This window comes from Vibrio limimangrovi (assembly GCF_054064025.1).
Window position 1 is genome coordinate 306,278 of the sequence record NZ_JBSUGF010000007.1, and the last position, 14,277, is coordinate 320,554.

Annotated in this window: 12 protein-coding genes and 1 pseudogene; 8 read left to right on the forward strand and 5 right to left on the reverse strand. The window is 43.5% G+C overall.

What is annotated here, in order from left to right:
- Positions 1-47: 47 nt before the first annotated feature.
- Positions 48-569 carry a superoxide dismutase [Cu-Zn] SodC gene (sodC, locus tag ACWYU8_RS09090; protein WP_457519078.1) on the reverse strand — a complete coding sequence of 174 codons (522 nt, stop codon included), beginning with the start codon at positions 567-569 and terminating at the stop codon, positions 48-50.
- Between the two features lie 538 nt (positions 570-1,107).
- Here sodC and ACWYU8_RS09095 point away from each other — a divergent pair.
- The 5 genes from ACWYU8_RS09095 (at position 1,108) to tdh (ACWYU8_RS09115) (ending at position 8,333) form a co-directional block, all read left to right on the forward strand.
- Positions 1,108-2,538 carry an aminotransferase class V-fold PLP-dependent enzyme gene (locus ACWYU8_RS09095; protein WP_457519080.1) on the forward strand — a complete coding sequence of 477 codons (1,431 nt, stop codon included), beginning with the start codon at positions 1,108-1,110 and terminating at the stop codon, positions 2,536-2,538.
- A 65-nt stretch (positions 2,539-2,603) separates the two neighbouring features.
- Positions 2,604-3,533 (forward strand): transporter substrate-binding domain-containing protein, encoded by a 930-nt coding sequence (locus tag ACWYU8_RS09100; protein WP_457519082.1) that lies wholly within the window; start codon positions 2,604-2,606, stop codon positions 3,531-3,533.
- The gene (locus tag ACWYU8_RS09105; RefSeq protein WP_457519084.1) at positions 3,533-5,857 is read left to right on the forward strand and encodes a putative bifunctional diguanylate cyclase/phosphodiesterase; all 2,325 of its coding nucleotides are present in this window, start codon (positions 3,533-3,535) and stop codon (positions 5,855-5,857) included. The genes ACWYU8_RS09100 and ACWYU8_RS09105 overlap by 1 nt, the downstream gene beginning before the upstream one ends.
- 212 nt (positions 5,858-6,069) lie before the next feature.
- Entirely contained in the window at positions 6,070-7,263 is a 1,194-nt protein-coding gene (locus ACWYU8_RS09110) for a glycine C-acetyltransferase (RefSeq protein ID WP_457519086.1), read from the forward strand.
- Between the two features lie 38 nt (positions 7,264-7,301).
- Positions 7,302-8,333, forward strand: coding sequence for an L-threonine 3-dehydrogenase (tdh, locus tag ACWYU8_RS09115; RefSeq protein WP_457519088.1), 1,032 nt, complete (start codon positions 7,302-7,304; stop codon positions 8,331-8,333).
- A 71-nt stretch (positions 8,334-8,404) separates the two neighbouring features.
- Here tdh (ACWYU8_RS09115) and ACWYU8_RS09120 read toward each other — a convergent pair whose 3' ends face one another.
- Both ACWYU8_RS09120 and ACWYU8_RS09125 read right to left on the reverse strand, forming a co-directional pair.
- On the reverse strand, positions 8,405-8,998 hold the full coding sequence (locus ACWYU8_RS09120; RefSeq protein ID WP_457519090.1) for a site-specific integrase: 594 nt from the start codon (positions 8,996-8,998) through the stop codon (positions 8,405-8,407).
- A 27-nt stretch (positions 8,999-9,025) separates the two neighbouring features.
- On the reverse strand, positions 9,026-9,226 hold the full coding sequence (locus tag ACWYU8_RS09125; RefSeq protein WP_457519092.1) for a hypothetical protein: 201 nt from the start codon (positions 9,224-9,226) through the stop codon (positions 9,026-9,028).
- Between the two features lie 702 nt (positions 9,227-9,928).
- Here ACWYU8_RS09125 and tdh (ACWYU8_RS09130) point away from each other — a divergent pair.
- Positions 9,929-10,087 (forward strand): annotated as a pseudogene (gene tdh, locus ACWYU8_RS09130) (L-threonine 3-dehydrogenase); the annotation flags it as partial.
- A gap of 223 nt (positions 10,088-10,310) precedes the next feature.
- Positions 10,311-11,030 (forward strand): carbonic anhydrase, encoded by a 720-nt coding sequence (locus ACWYU8_RS09135; protein ID WP_457519093.1) that lies wholly within the window; start codon positions 10,311-10,313, stop codon positions 11,028-11,030.
- Between the two features lie 64 nt (positions 11,031-11,094).
- On the opposite strand, the gene ACWYU8_RS09140 is transcribed toward ACWYU8_RS09135, so the two are convergent.
- Positions 11,095-12,198 (reverse strand): mechanosensitive ion channel family protein, encoded by a 1,104-nt coding sequence (locus ACWYU8_RS09140; RefSeq protein ID WP_457519095.1) that lies wholly within the window; start codon positions 12,196-12,198, stop codon positions 11,095-11,097.
- A 225-nt stretch (positions 12,199-12,423) separates the two neighbouring features.
- Between ACWYU8_RS09140 and ACWYU8_RS09145 the strand changes: the two genes are divergently transcribed.
- Positions 12,424-12,771 (forward strand): helix-turn-helix domain-containing protein, encoded by a 348-nt coding sequence (locus ACWYU8_RS09145; protein WP_457519097.1) that lies wholly within the window; start codon positions 12,424-12,426, stop codon positions 12,769-12,771.
- Between the two features lie 122 nt (positions 12,772-12,893).
- Here ACWYU8_RS09145 and lldD read toward each other — a convergent pair whose 3' ends face one another.
- On the reverse strand, positions 12,894-14,033 hold the full coding sequence (gene lldD / locus ACWYU8_RS09150) for an FMN-dependent L-lactate dehydrogenase LldD (RefSeq protein ID WP_457519099.1): 1,140 nt from the start codon (positions 14,031-14,033) through the stop codon (positions 12,894-12,896).
- Positions 14,034-14,277 lie beyond the last annotated feature (244 nt).

A 14,277-nucleotide genomic window follows, 5' to 3' on the forward strand; every position in this document is an offset into this window, starting at 1 on the left:
TTTAAAAGTGAACGACGCATATTAATCGGTTAAGGCTAATTGAGCTGCTACTTAATCACACCGCAGACGATGCGTGCACCACCACCACCCAACATAGCAGGTTGATCGGAGTGGTTATCACCACCCGCATGAACCATCAAGGCTCTGCCGGATAAATCTGATAATTTCAGGCGCGGAGCCAAAACGGGCTGGGTTGCGTTACCTTCCATGTCGGCATACAAAGCCGGCAGGTCGCCAAGATGGTTGTCTATTGTCCAGGGATAACCATGCTTGCCAGTATTCCCAGGATCGTAATGACCGCCAGCACCACCTCCCAACACCGTTTTGCCATCTTTTTCAGCACTATCACATGATGGATTTACGTGTACGTGAAAACCATGTAATCCAGATGGAATACCGGATAGTTTTGGCGAAAATACTACGCCATATTGGCTTTCGGATAGCTCAACAGTTCCAACAGACTGATTGGTATTGAGGTCGGTCATCGTAATCGATTGTGCGACTGCGGTAGGCACAGCGGTTCCTAGCAAAGCAACCGTTGCGGAAATACTCAGAAATCCTTTTAACATGACTTACCCTTCTATATTCGGTATTCGGATGGTTGTGTGTCCAAAGGTGTAACTCACCAGAACAGAAACATACTTTTTATTGATGCTTTTCTGGCTATTTTTGTGTGGCCTGACATCAAATCAATATCTGCACTAATTTAAGCGACTTTATAAAACTTAGTACACTGGATGTTTTTTGATATGAAAATATTCAATAGTGCCAATTGGCATATAATTAATTGATTGAAATATATGCAGAAATTAATCAAGATGAAATTTATGCTAAGGCTGGGATTGTTTAAAATAAGAGAAATGACAAAAGCTTTACGATAAAACCTAGTCAACTTAGCTAATATTTTATTATGTAATCTTATGAATTTTGATTCATAGGCAAGCTTTTGTTTATGTCATCATTTCAAGTAAAAAATGGAACTAAAGTCACTTAATGACAGAGAAAAAAATTAAACTCTGGTTTGAATAAGTAATAATGTTTTAGTAACAAATAGTTACGTGTGTTTAATTAACAGTATGATGGCTAATTTCGACAAGGAATGAAAAGATGAGCAACAAGGAAACTACTCGGACTGATCGCAGTCGCCGTAATTTTCTGAAAGGAGCAGCGGGTGCCGCTGTTGCTGGCGTGAGTGCTTCCGCTTTTTCAGGCATAGCACAAGCTGGTGAACAGAAAGTTAATTGGAGCAGCCAAGGTCTTGGTAGCAAAAACGACAAACAGTTTTGGCTTAAAGTGCAAAAACAGTTCGTTTTAGACAAGAAAACAACGTACATGAACATCGGTACGACCGGTTCAATGCCGAAGCATGTACTGGAAAACTACGCTGAAAATAACAAGTTGGTCGCAACATACCCTTGGGATATGCAAGGGAAGTTTGGTTCCTGGCCACAGGTTGTCAATATGGCTGCGGAAATTGCTCCGGGCTTTGGTGCGGATACTGACGAAATCATTCTTAGCCGTAATACCACTGATGGCGTATGTACCATCATCAATGGACTGGATTTCCAAGAGGGTGACGTTATCCTTACAACGCACCATGAACATGCGGCTGTCCTTTCTGCTCTCAACGTAGCAAAGGAGCGTTTCAAGGTTCAGGTGGTTGAAATTGAACTTCCGCTCTACACCGGTGAGCAAGTGGTGACTGAAGAAGATTACGTTAAAGTATTCAGTGATGCGATTGCCTCTTATGGCAATATCAAACTGATCGTTTTCTCTCATGTCACTTATAAAACAGGTACGGCTTTACCTGCTAAGGCGATTTGTCAGCTCGCAACACAAAACAGAATCCCTACGTTGATAGACGGCGCTCACACCATCGGCATGTTCGATCTTGATTTCCACGATTTAGACTGTGACTTTTATGCAGGTTCTGGCCATAAATGGCAGTGTGGTGCTGGTGCAACTGGTATTTTATACGTACGAAAAGGGGAAAATCTTTCTGGTGAAAGTGTACTTGGCGGACGCTTGACTGACTTTTGGGATAATGAGAACGCATTATGGCTGATTAACTCATCACTGTCTCATGCTAATTCTCCTATACAGACTCAGCTTCAGTACATTGGTAACGATAACTTCCCTGCGAAACAAGCATTGACAGACAGCTGTAAAATGTGGGATGAGATTGGCCGTGACCGAATTGAAGAGCGTGTTCTTGCTTTAGGTAGTCTGTGTAAAGAGTTACTCGCTAAAGCTTTGCCAGACGCAAAAATCTTCTCGCCGAATGTAGAAGGTCTCAAGAGTGGTATCACGACGTTCAACCCATTATCTGTTGTGACGGACGGCCCTACTCTCACTGAGTTCCGAGATCGTTTACGTGAGGAGTATGGCTACATCATTCGTACAACGGATTTCAAATTGAATATAGATGATGAAGCTAGCACTTATGCGCTTCGTATCTCTACTCACTTGTTCCACGATGAACAAGATGTAGAAGGGCTAGTACAGGCTATTGCCGACTTGTCCTCTTCATACTACTAAGTTAGTTGTTTTCCACATAAGCGTTCATTTCTGAGCGCTTATGTGGCTTAAAAAGGTGGATTACTATGTCAGTCAATATACTTAAACGAACCATATTGGCGTTGGGAATAATGACAACGGTTTTTGCTTCGTCTTCTGCTTATTCGAACGATCTTAAAGAGATTCGTGAAAGCGGCGTATTGCGCCATATCGGCGTTCCGTATGCCAACTTTGTCTCTTATATTGAACAAGGTGAAATAGAAACGCTGACAGGGTTTGATGTTGATATAGTAAAAGGATTCGCTGAGCAGCTGGGCGTCAGATATGAATATGTCCCTGCGCAGTGGAGTGACATGGTCGGTAAGCTCATAGGCCAACATGTCAAATATGAAGGCAAACAAGCGGTGCTAGGTAAGCCCACGCCTATTGAAGGCGACTTGATTGCAAATGGTGTGACAATACTGGATTGGAGAACAGAGGTTCTCGATTTTTCCCAGGATTACTTTCCGTCGGGTGTCTGGTTAGTCTCCAGATCGGATTCCTCGCTCTCTCCGATTAAGCCAAGTGGTTCAATCGATGAGGATATTAAAACCGTTAAAAACCTGATTGATGGACGAGATGTATTGGCGCTGGAACACTCTTGCCTCGATCCTAACCTGTATGATTTGTATGACACAGGAGCAAAAGTGATTTTGCCCGACGGTGACCGTCTGCTTAACGAGATGGTTCCTGCAATCATGAAGAATGATGCTGAAAGTACTTTACTTGATGTCGCTGACACACTGATCGCACTAGAAAAGTGGCCAGGTGAAATAAAAGTGATTGGCCCGATATCTGAGAATCAAAAGATGGCGGTTGCGTTTCGTAAAAACTCGCCAGAATTACGTAAAGCATTTGATGATTATTTAGATTCTATTAAGCAAGATGGAACATACGAAAAACTCGTTGAGAAGTATTATCCATCTATTTACTACTTTTATAATGATTATTTCGTAAAAGGCCGTAAGAATAATTAATGAAAAAGGCTGTTAAGAAAATATCCAGCAGAAAAATAATAACAATAAGCGCAATATTAGTGTCTGCATATTTGGCAATGCTTATTGTTGTTACAAGTCTTGGTCAAAACAAATTAAGAGAATCACAGTATAGAGAGCTGGATCTAAAAGTAAAAAGCTATTCAAGTACACTTGATAATTTATTTACGGTTATTAATGAAGATATTAATAATTTATCTGGCGATAGAACGGTTCAAACTTTTTTTGCAAATTTAGCTTCCGGAATGTCAATCGAGTATGGTTTGGGAGCTAGTCTAATTAACTTAAAGCATCGTTTAGAAAAAAAGGTCAACAGCAAGCTCATTAATAATAACAATATTTATACTAAGATAATGCTCGTTGGCAGTGATGGAAAGACGATTGTTAGTACGGAACCGAAAGCATCTGAGCCATTCGATACCAAGATGTTGAAGATAGATGCTGGACATGAAGAAGAAGTTTACGCATATCAAGAGAGCGGCTCTATTTATATTAAAGTCATAAAAAAAGTGGCATTTTCTGGCAAGCATGTTGCTTTTTTGCTGGCTGATATCAATACCAATGTGGTTATCGAACAATTGACTAATCAAGAGCACGAAGACAGTTACAGTCGAATGGTGCTCAAAATTAAAGATGTTGAGATGGTTGTATGGGATTCGAACACTAAAAATTCGCCAGAAAGTTCTGATATTAGTGCTTATTCCCCTGAGAAATTAGAAAATAAAATATATTTTGAAGTGCCAATGGAGCAGTATCATTTCAAACTTATGGCTTGGTTTGAACCGCTCAACGAGAGTGATATTTATACTTCTCGTCTTTTTATTGTCGGGTTAAGTGTTCTTGCAATAATGATTGTTATGGGCCTTTGTTATGCATTTATAGCAAACAATAATAGAATTGAGCTAAAGATAAAGCTAGAAGAAGAAAAAAAGCGCAAGGATATTCTTTCTCAACAAAACCAAAAATTAACCAATGAAATCGAGCGTCGTAAGGCATCAGAAAAAGAACTTGAATTTCAAGCTAAATACGACACGCTGACTAATTTACCTAATCGTAGCTATGGTTCAGAAAGGCTCGCGCTTGAGTTGGTTCGCGCTGCTCGCAGCGGTTCCAAAGTCTTAGTCATGTTCATCGATTTGGACCATTTCAAGCAAATTAATGATTCTATGGGGCATTTTGTCGGAGATGAAATTCTCAAACTCAGTGCGCAGCGTTTGCATCGCGTTGCGAGACAGACGGATCTACTTGCCAGAATTGGTGGAGATGAGTTCCTACTGGTCGTCCCTGATTTACCGGATAGTGATACGGCGAAGCGTGTAGCTTCAAGTGTCTTATCTGCATTTGATGAGCCGTTGGTTTGGAAAAATCACGAATTTTTCCTAACCAGTAGCGTGGGTATGTCGGTCTACCCTGATGATGGCGATAATGCGGAGCAATTACTGGCATCTGCGGATATGGCGATGTATCGCGTGAAGCAGGATGGCCGTGATGCTTTCTGTTTCTACAATCAGAACATGAACCAAGACTTACAACGTTATCTGGATTTAGAAAGCAGGCTTCGCAATGCGATTTCGAATCAGTCGTTGGAACTTTACTATCAGCCTATTATTGAGTTGAAAAGCGGTAAGATTGTCGGCGCGGAAGCCTTGATGCGCTGGAACGATGAGAAATACGGCTTTGTTAACCCTGAAGAGTTCATTTCCATCGCAGAGAAAAATGGTTTGATTCACCAAGTGGGGGAGTTTGCTATTCAGCAAGCGTGCAATCAAGCCGCTCAGTGGCAGGCTATTGCTCCGCTGTTTATGTCCGTAAACTTCTCTAGCGTACAATTCCGTTATTGTGAACGATTACTGGAGCTGATTAAGCAAAGTTTGATCGACTCGGGGTTACCAACAGATAAGTTTGACGTTGAGGTTACGGAAAGCTTGCTCTTCAACCATGACCAACAACTACTGGATATGTTGGATAATTTGCGTGCTCTTGGGACTAAACTGACGATAGACGACTTTGGAACGGGCTACTCTGCATTGAGCTACTTGCAAAAATTCCCTTTCGACCGTTTAAAAATCGATCGCTCATTTATGCAGAACGTATTTGAAAACGACTCAGACCGCGAGTTGGTCAATGTGATTATTGCGATGGCAAAAGCATTGAATCTCAAAATCGTTGCCGAAGGCATTGAGGATCATCGCCACGTGAATTACCTCAATGATCTAAACTGTGAGTTCGGACAAGGTTTCTACTATAGCCGTCCAATTCCCGCTGCGGAGTTTGAAGTATTACTAAAACAGCCACCTTGGCTATAAATCCTTTCAATACAAGTTCATAGAAAAGCATTAATGATATTTGTTCCTCAAGTTCATTAATGCTTTTCCACCCCAAGGGATAATCGCTCTCCCTGCTTTGAATTACACTACAATTAATTGAAAAGTGATCGCCGGTGACGCCCGTCACATAAAGGCTAAACCAAATTCAAAACGAGTGAATACTCGCCAAAATAATCAAGAAGGAATTGCGAATGTCTTCTGCATTTTACCAACAGATTAAGCAGCAAATTGAAGAAGTGAAGGCTGAAGGCCTTTACAAAGCAGAGCGTATTATCACGTCTCAACAGCAAGCGGCTGTTAAAATCGCTTCCGGCGAAGAAGTACTGAACTTCTGTGCGAACAACTACCTGGGCCTGGCTAACCATCCAGCGCTTATCGAAGCGGGTAAAGCGGGCATGGATGAGCATGGTTTTGGTATGGCTTCAGTACGTTTTATCTGTGGTACTCAAGACATTCACAAGGAGCTAGAGCAGAAGCTTTCTAAGTTCCTGGGCAAAGAAGACACGATTCTATACACCTCATGTTTTGACGCAAACGCAGGTCTGTTCGAAACGATTCTTGATAAAGAAGACGCAATCATCTCAGATGCGCTAAACCATGCTTCTATTATTGATGGTGTTCGTCTGTGTAAAGCGATGCGTTTCCGTTACTCAAACAACAACATGGAAGAGCTAGAGCAACAATTGGTCGCGGCAAAAGAAGCGGGTGCACGCAACATTCTTATCGTAACAGATGGCGTGTTCTCAATGGACGGCGTCGTTGCGAACCTTCCTGCTATCTGTGACCTTGCAGAGAAATACGGTGCATTGACGATGGTTGATGACTCTCACGCGGTTGGTTTCATGGGTAAAACGGGCGCAGGTACACACGAGTACCACGACGTTGTTAACCGTATCGACATTATTACAGGCACGCTTGGCAAAGCTTTGGGCGGTGCTTCAGGCGGTTACACCGCGGGTAAAGCGGAAGTGATTGACTGGCTACGTCAACGTTCTCGTCCGTACCTATTCTCAAACTCTGTTGCACCAGCAATCGTGAATGCATCTATCCGAGTTCTAGACCTGCTAGAAGAGAGCGGAGACTTACGCGACCGTCTATGGGAAAACGCAGCGCATTTCCGTGCCCGTATGGAAGCGGCAGGTTTCACAATGGGCGGTGCTGACCATGCGATCATCCCAATCATGCTAGGTGATGCAAAAGTGGCCGCTGAGTTTGCTGAGCGTGCGCTTGAGAAAGGCATTTACGTAATCGGTTTCTCATTCCCGGTTGTACCAAAAGGTCAGGCGCGTATTCGTACCCAAATGTCTGCGGCACACAGTCGTGAGCAGCTAGATCGTGCGATTGATGCGTTTATCCAAGTTGGTAAGGACATGGGCATTATTTAAGGCTTCCAGATTCTGGGACCTTTAGTTTAGGTTACATTATGAAAATTAAAGCATTATCAAAGCTGAAGCCTGAAGAAGGCATCTGGATGACTGAAGTGGACAAGCCTGAAATGGGCCACAATGACATCCTGATCAAAATTAAGAAAACCGCAATTTGTGGTACAGATGTTCATATCTACAACTGGGATGAATGGTCACAAAAAACCATTCCAGTGCCTATGGTTGTGGGTCACGAATACGTGGGTGAAGTGGTTGCGATTGGCCAGGAAGTTCGTGGCTTTGAAATTGGTGACCGCGTATCTGGTGAAGGTCACATCACTTGTGGTCACTGCCGTAACTGTCGCGGAGGTCGTACGCACCTATGTCGTAACACGATTGGTGTCGGTGTAAACCGTGAAGGCGCGTTCGCAGAATATCTGGTTATCCCAGCGTTCAACGCGTTCAAGATCCCAGATGGAATTTCTGACGATCTAGCGTCTATCTTTGACCCGTTTGGTAACGCGGTACACACAGCGCTTTCTTTCGACTTGGTTGGTGAAGATGTACTGATCACTGGCGCAGGCCCGATCGGTATCATGGCAGCCGCAGTTGCAAAACACGTTGGTGCTCGCCACGTAGTGATCACAGACGTTAACGAATACCGTCTGGAACTTGCTCGTAAGATGGGTGTAACCCGCGCGGTGAACGTGGCGGAACAGACGCTAGAAGATGTGATGGCAGAGTTAGGCATGACTGAAGGCTTCGACGTAGGCCTTGAAATGTCTGGCAACCCAGCGGCATTTAATTCAATGCTAAAAACGATGAACCACGGTGGTCGTATTGCGCTACTAGGTATTCCGCCATCAGACATGGGCATCGATTGGAACCAAGTGATCTTCAAAGGTCTGGTGATCAAAGGTATCTACGGTCGTGAGATGTTCGAAACTTGGTACAAGATGGCAAGCCTGATCCAATCAGGTCTGGATCTGACACCAATCATTACTCACCACTTCAAAGTTGATGACTTCCAAAAAGGCTTCGACGCTATGCGTAGCGGGGCTTCCGGTAAAGTTATCCTTGATTGGGAATAACCATTCCAAATAAGAAAAGCGCTCCGAACGGGGCGCTTTTTCTTTTAAGCCAATATGTATGCATAAACAGCTTATTGTTTAACTTTGACTAACTCCTTCCAAACCCGATCCGATTCTTTCTTATTGGACTCTTTCAACCACTTTCCGTATACCTTGGCTACCATCGTGATATCTGAGTGACCCATCTGTTGGGCTAGGTAACTGACATTGACGTTCGCGTGGGTTATCGCCCAGCTGGCGTAAGTGTGGCGAAGTTGGTACTGATTTCGGTGTGGGATACCGGCTTTCTTACAAAGGTCAGCCCAAATTCTTACTAATGCACGTTTGCCATAGTAGTCGTAGTCACTGCCTTTCTGTTGGCGAACGGCCTTAGGGTTGAACACGAAGCGGAGCTTTTCAGTGCGATAAGTATTACCTGGCAATTCGACTTCATGTTCATTTGCCGGATACAAATAAGTTAGATGTCGTTGAGCTTTTAGCGCTTCCAACGCTGGTGGCATGAGATCGACAAAACGCTCTTTATCGGTTTTAGTCGTTTTCAATCCGCGTTTGTCATAGGTGGAGCGTCTTACATGGATTGTCCGGTTCTCAAAATCCACATCTTCCCAGGCTAAAGCGCAAAGTTCGCCACTACGAATTCCAGAATAGACCAACAGAGTGATCATGTTCCTATGTTGCAACTGGTGGCAATGTTATAGCGCTTTATCTATCTCGGCCATGGAGAATGGCTCAATCTCTGGCTCGCTCTCTTTAACTCGCTCAAGCACTTTCGAAAGATCCCTCGTTACGTATTCCATTTTATGCAGCCAAGCTAAAAATGCATTAATGGTTACCAAGTTGCGGTTAATAGTGCGGCCGCACTTACCAATAACCAGGTCTTGCTTAAATTGCATGAATATAAACAAAGAAGGGCCACTGCATTTCGCGGTGGCATCCTATACAATCACTTCAAATCTACGCCATTCACAGCAATAGAGAAAAAATAAACCAGCCACCCAAACTGAGGGGAATCAATGTTATTACACACAAAAACACACTTCCGATTTTATCAAAAAGTGAAGTAATGCCCTGGACTTTAATTGCCTTACGCAGCCTGACTAGAGAGATGACCGAACCAAAAAACCATATTGCGGTGAACATTATGATGTGAAGATCGCTACCATAGAACCACACATTCTTTAGTGCAATGAAAATCACGCCCTGCATCAGCATTGTGATGATAATAACTGTACTCGCCACTTTCATGTTTCCTACTAAAGCTTAATGTCACGTTAAGAGATGGGTTGCAATACCAAGACATCTGAAAATAATCTTATCATAATAGGTTAAATATTGCGGGATAGGACAAAACAGACAAATTATATTCAGTGTCAATCAATATAATGTCTGATTTCTATCATTAATGGCTTAGCTTGTCATGTGGCGGAATAGATTAGTGACCCTAATTGGAAATAAGATCAAACATCATCGATGTCCTGTCAATTCCAAGGTTGGTAAAGAAAGGTGCTTTTGAAGCATTCAGAACAAATAGCTCCACAAACAAAACCGACAAAGTTAAGTTATTGATTTAAATATATTAAACAAGGTTTATTCCAGAGGTGTTCGAAACTAGGTACAAGATGGCTTCACTGATTCAATCAGGTCTGGATCTGACACCAATTATCACTCACCACTTCAAAGTGGATGACTTCCAAAAAGGCTTCGACGCTATGCGTAGCGGGGCTTCCGGTAAAGTTATCCTTGATTGGGAGTAATCTTACTCTGTAAGAAATGATACAAAGGCCGAGCAGTGATGCTCGGTTTTTTTTGATTCTCTGTGAACTTTAAAACTTCTGGACTCATTATCAGTGACATAGCTAGAGGTGGGCGTTGCTTCCAAATTTTTGTGCAATCATAGTTTTCAGTGTGTTCCGACCTAATCGACTGGGATTAGTATAGCGGGGTTTAATACTTCACTTGATGGAATAAGGTAAAACTATGAATAAGTCACTTGCAGCACTTGGTTTGTCACTGGCATTGTTTGGTTCAGCGCATGCGTCAAACTGGGGATACGAAGGTAACCACGGTCCTGAACATTGGGGCGAATTTGCTTCTGAATGTGCACAAGGTAAAAACCAGAGCCCGATTAATATCCAGTCAGCAACTCAGTCAGAGTTAGCGAAACTTCAGTTGGATTACAAAGGTAAAGCTATTGCGCTGACGAACAATGGCCACACACTGCAAACCAGTTTAGAAGGTGACAACAACTTGCTGATTGAGGGTAAAGAATTTAATCTCAAACAGTTCCATTTCCACACCCCATCTGAAAACCATGTGGATGGTAAATCCTATCCTCTAGAAGCACATTATGTTCATGCTGATAAAGACGGCAACTTAGCGGTTGTAGCGGTATTCTTCGAAAAGGGTGAAGCAAACCCTGCGCTTGAGCAAATGCTGGAAACTATCCCGGAAAAAGATAATAACGTTACCATTCGTGCGCCATTTGATGCTAGTGCACTGATTCCGAGTGACAAAGATTACTATCGTTTCAATGGTTCACTAACCACACCGCCGTGTTCAGAAGGTGTGCGTTGGTTTGTGATTAAGGAACCACAAACTATTTCTGCTGCGCAAATTGAAAAGTTTGAAAAAGCGATGGGTGAGAACAACCGTCCAGTTCAGCCATTGAATGCACGTATGGTTTTGACAAAACAATAGTGATTTTCTGAACCAAGCCGCTGAGAGCCCACTCAATTGAGTGGGCTCTGTGTTGGTGTGGTGCTTAAAAGCCGTTGTCGTCTTGTTCTTTCATGTTGGCCATCTGAATCGGATCCAACTTAAGGGTTTGGGTCGGGAAGGCAATATCAGCATTGTGCTCTCTGATGATGCTGACAACCTGAAGCAAAATGTCCTGCTTTACCTCATGGTAGCGAACCCAGTTTACTGTTTTTGTGAAGGTATAAATGAAGAAGTTTAACGATGACGGACCAAATGAATCAAAGTTCACAATCAGCGTTTGGCGTGCATCAATGTCTTTGTGCGTCTTCAACATTTCTTTTATTGCCTCGATGATCTCCGGCACTTTCTCTGCGTCGTCATAACGAAGGCCGATTTTTTCATAGATACGTCGATTCAACATTCGAGACGGGTTTTCTACAACGATGCTACTGAACACAGAGTTTGGTACGTATAATGGGCGTTTATCAAACGTGCGAATAATGGTCATTCGCCATCCGATACGTTCAACAGTTCCTTCTATTTCTCGATCTGGTGAGCGGATCCAGTCACCCACTTTGAATGGGCGATCAAAGTAGATCATCAAACCACCGAAGAAGTTCGATAATAAATCCTTGGCAGCCAAACCCACAATCAGACCACCAACCCCACCAAAGGTGAGCAGGCCTGAAAGAGACAGACCAAACGCCTGCATGATGGTTAAAATACCTAATGTGGCAAAAAACAGTCGAGCGACTTTAGCTATCGCTTGTACTGTCGTCTCATCACGATTATTTTGCTCGATGATATAGTCTTCAACATTGGTGATTAGTCTCATTAGAGTCCAGACCAAAACACTGATGATTAAAACCAGCTTTAGCGTGCTCAACCAGTCTATTCTATCGTTCAACTCGCTTTCTAATATGATGCTGAGTGATACTGTCGCGGGCCAACACCAAATGAGTGTACTCACTGGTGCTTTTACCGCTTTGAGCAACATGTCATCCCAATGGAAAGGGGTCTTATCTACCAATATCGCGAGCCGGGAACGGATGATCCTCCAAGCCACCCAGGCGATAAAGCTGGCTAGTGTGATAAAAAGAACGCTGCCGCTCCACTCTTCACTATGTGTCTGAATATAGTTTTGAAAATTGATAAACCACTGTGACATAAGTAACTTTATTTCTAATAAACTGTGGGGGAAAGGTAGCAGATATTAAACGTACACCCTAGAAATTTAAGATAAACGTTATTTAACTGCCCGTATGTTGAGTAGAGTTGAACAAGAATGCCTGACGGAACGAGAACCATTAATTATAAGTTCTTTGACTTATCGCTAACATTAAGGTCAGATAAGTGTGAGAGGGTATTGCCACTTAAATTAGCGGAGGCAGATATGGAATTTACAGAGGTGGATCGGAAGGCGCTCTACAACACCTGGATGTCACAGAAAGCCAAAATGCACATCACTCAAATGGACATGGCGAAGCGCCTGGGCTTGAGCTTACATGAATTTTCAGGTTTATTACGTGGTAATTCTCCCCTGACTCTGGGTTTTGTAAAACAGTTATGTGAACAGCTACATGTGCGCCCTAATCAGGTGGTTCCGACTTTAACGGAACGAGATATGGCTGCAATCGGTTCTGTTCTGTTACAGAATCGAGTGACAGTGGATGGTGACATTAGCAATGTGTTTATTGATGGCAATCAGGTTGTTATCGAGTACGTTCACCAAGTCAGATAATCGCTTACTGACATTTCGGTTTGAACAAGGGTTTAAACCAATATCTAGATCGGATTAGATAGCAACAAAAAACGAGCCTTCTTATGGCTCGTTTTTGTTCTTTTTTAGTGAGTTTGGTGCGATTAAGACATTTTCACTAAAGAGTCTTGTGACAGATCAGCGATGGTTTTCGCGCCTGTCAATGTCATAGCCACGCGCATTTCTTTGTCATACAGATCAAGCAAGTTTTCAACGCCAGAGCCACCTTGTGCCGCCAGTGCATAGACAAATGAACGACCCAGAAGCGTACAATCTGCACCGAGTGCCAGCATGCGGACCACATCCAAACCAGTACGAATACCTGAGTCAGCAAAGATCTTCAGATCGCCTTTTACTGCGTCTGCGATACTTGGTAGTGCTTTAGCGGTAGATAGAACGCCATCTAACTGACGGCCACCGTGGTTTGATACCACAATACCATCCGCACCAAAGCGCACCGCGTCTTTCGCATCTTCTTCATCCAGAATGCCTTTGATAACCATTGGGCCATCCCAAAAGTCACGAATCCACTCCAGATCTTTCCAGGAAATGGAAGGATCAAAGTTAGCGCCTAACCAGCCAATGTAATCTTCCAGCTTAGTTGGCTCACCTCGGTAAGTAGAGATGTTGCCTAAATCGTGGGGCTTACCAAGCATACCAACATCCAGTGCCCAACTAGGGTGACGCATCGCCTGAAATACGCGGCGCATGGCTGCGTTAGGACCACTCATACCTGAGTGCATGTCACGGTAACGTGCGCCCGGGACTGGCATATCTACTGTGAATACCAGTGTTGTAACGCCTGCCGCTTTTGCACGTTCAAGAGCGTTTTTCATAAAGCCGCGATCTTTCAATACGTATAGCTGGAACCACATCGGACGATTGATCGCAGGAGCAACTTCTTCGATTGGGCACACTGATACCGTAGACATGGTAAACGGGATGCCTTTTTTCTCAGCAGCCTTTGCTGCCTGAACTTCGCCTCGGCGTGCGTACATCCCTGTCAAACCTACAGGAGCTAGTGCGATAGGCATAGCCAGCTTCTCACCAAAGATCTCGGTTTCCAGACTTAAATCAGCCATGTCACGCAGGACGCGCTGACGAAGAGCGACATCGCCTAAATCGTCAGTATTGCGCTTCAGAGTACGTTCATCGTAAGAGCCGCCATCAATATAGTGGAATAAAAATGGAGGTAGCTTGGCTTTAGCGGCTGCGCGGTAATCGGTAGAAGCAGATATAATCATAATTGTGTCCTAACGTTCTAAGCAAGTTTGTGGAGCGTTTGTTTCTCATCGCTATGGTGTAGCTGACGACATCAGAATAAGGGTTATCCAAGAATCACCACGGTTTGGCGAGAATGACTCAGGTAACCAATTTACGTAATTGATTGAACAATCAGTGCTCAATTATTCAATCAGTTATGCAAAACGACTTGAGGTGACACAGCTATCGGGGGATGACAGCTGTGTCTGAACAGGGCGGGAACAC

What these genes read in the sequence shown, in the direction of transcription:
- ACWYU8_RS09095 (WP_457519080.1), top strand. Translation starts at nt 1,108, where the DNA reads ATGAGCAACAAGGAAACTACTCGGACTGATCGCAGTCGCCGTAATTTT.
- ACWYU8_RS09140 (WP_457519095.1), bottom strand. Translation starts at nt 12,198, where the DNA reads ATGTCACAGTGGTTTATCAATTTTCAAAACTATATTCAGACACATAGT.
- ACWYU8_RS09110 (WP_457519086.1), top strand. Translation starts at nt 6,070, where the DNA reads ATGTCTTCTGCATTTTACCAACAGATTAAGCAGCAAATTGAAGAAGTG.
- ACWYU8_RS09145 (WP_457519097.1), top strand. Translation starts at nt 12,424, where the DNA reads ATGGAATTTACAGAGGTGGATCGGAAGGCGCTCTACAACACCTGGATG.
- lldD (WP_457519099.1), bottom strand. Translation starts at nt 14,033, where the DNA reads ATGATTATATCTGCTTCTACCGATTACCGCGCAGCCGCTAAAGCCAAG.
- ACWYU8_RS09105 (WP_457519084.1), top strand. Translation starts at nt 3,533, where the DNA reads ATGAAAAAGGCTGTTAAGAAAATATCCAGCAGAAAAATAATAACAATA.
- tdh (WP_457519088.1), top strand. Translation starts at nt 7,302, where the DNA reads ATGAAAATTAAAGCATTATCAAAGCTGAAGCCTGAAGAAGGCATCTGG.
- sodC (WP_457519078.1), bottom strand. Translation starts at nt 569, where the DNA reads ATGTTAAAAGGATTTCTGAGTATTTCCGCAACGGTTGCTTTGCTAGGA.
- ACWYU8_RS09100 (WP_457519082.1), top strand. Translation starts at nt 2,604, where the DNA reads ATGTCAGTCAATATACTTAAACGAACCATATTGGCGTTGGGAATAATG.
- ACWYU8_RS09125 (WP_457519092.1), bottom strand. Translation starts at nt 9,226, where the DNA reads ATGCAATTTAAGCAAGACCTGGTTATTGGTAAGTGCGGCCGCACTATT.
- ACWYU8_RS09135 (WP_457519093.1), top strand. Translation starts at nt 10,311, where the DNA reads ATGAATAAGTCACTTGCAGCACTTGGTTTGTCACTGGCATTGTTTGGT.
- ACWYU8_RS09120 (WP_457519090.1), bottom strand. Translation starts at nt 8,998, where the DNA reads ATGATCACTCTGTTGGTCTATTCTGGAATTCGTAGTGGCGAACTTTGC.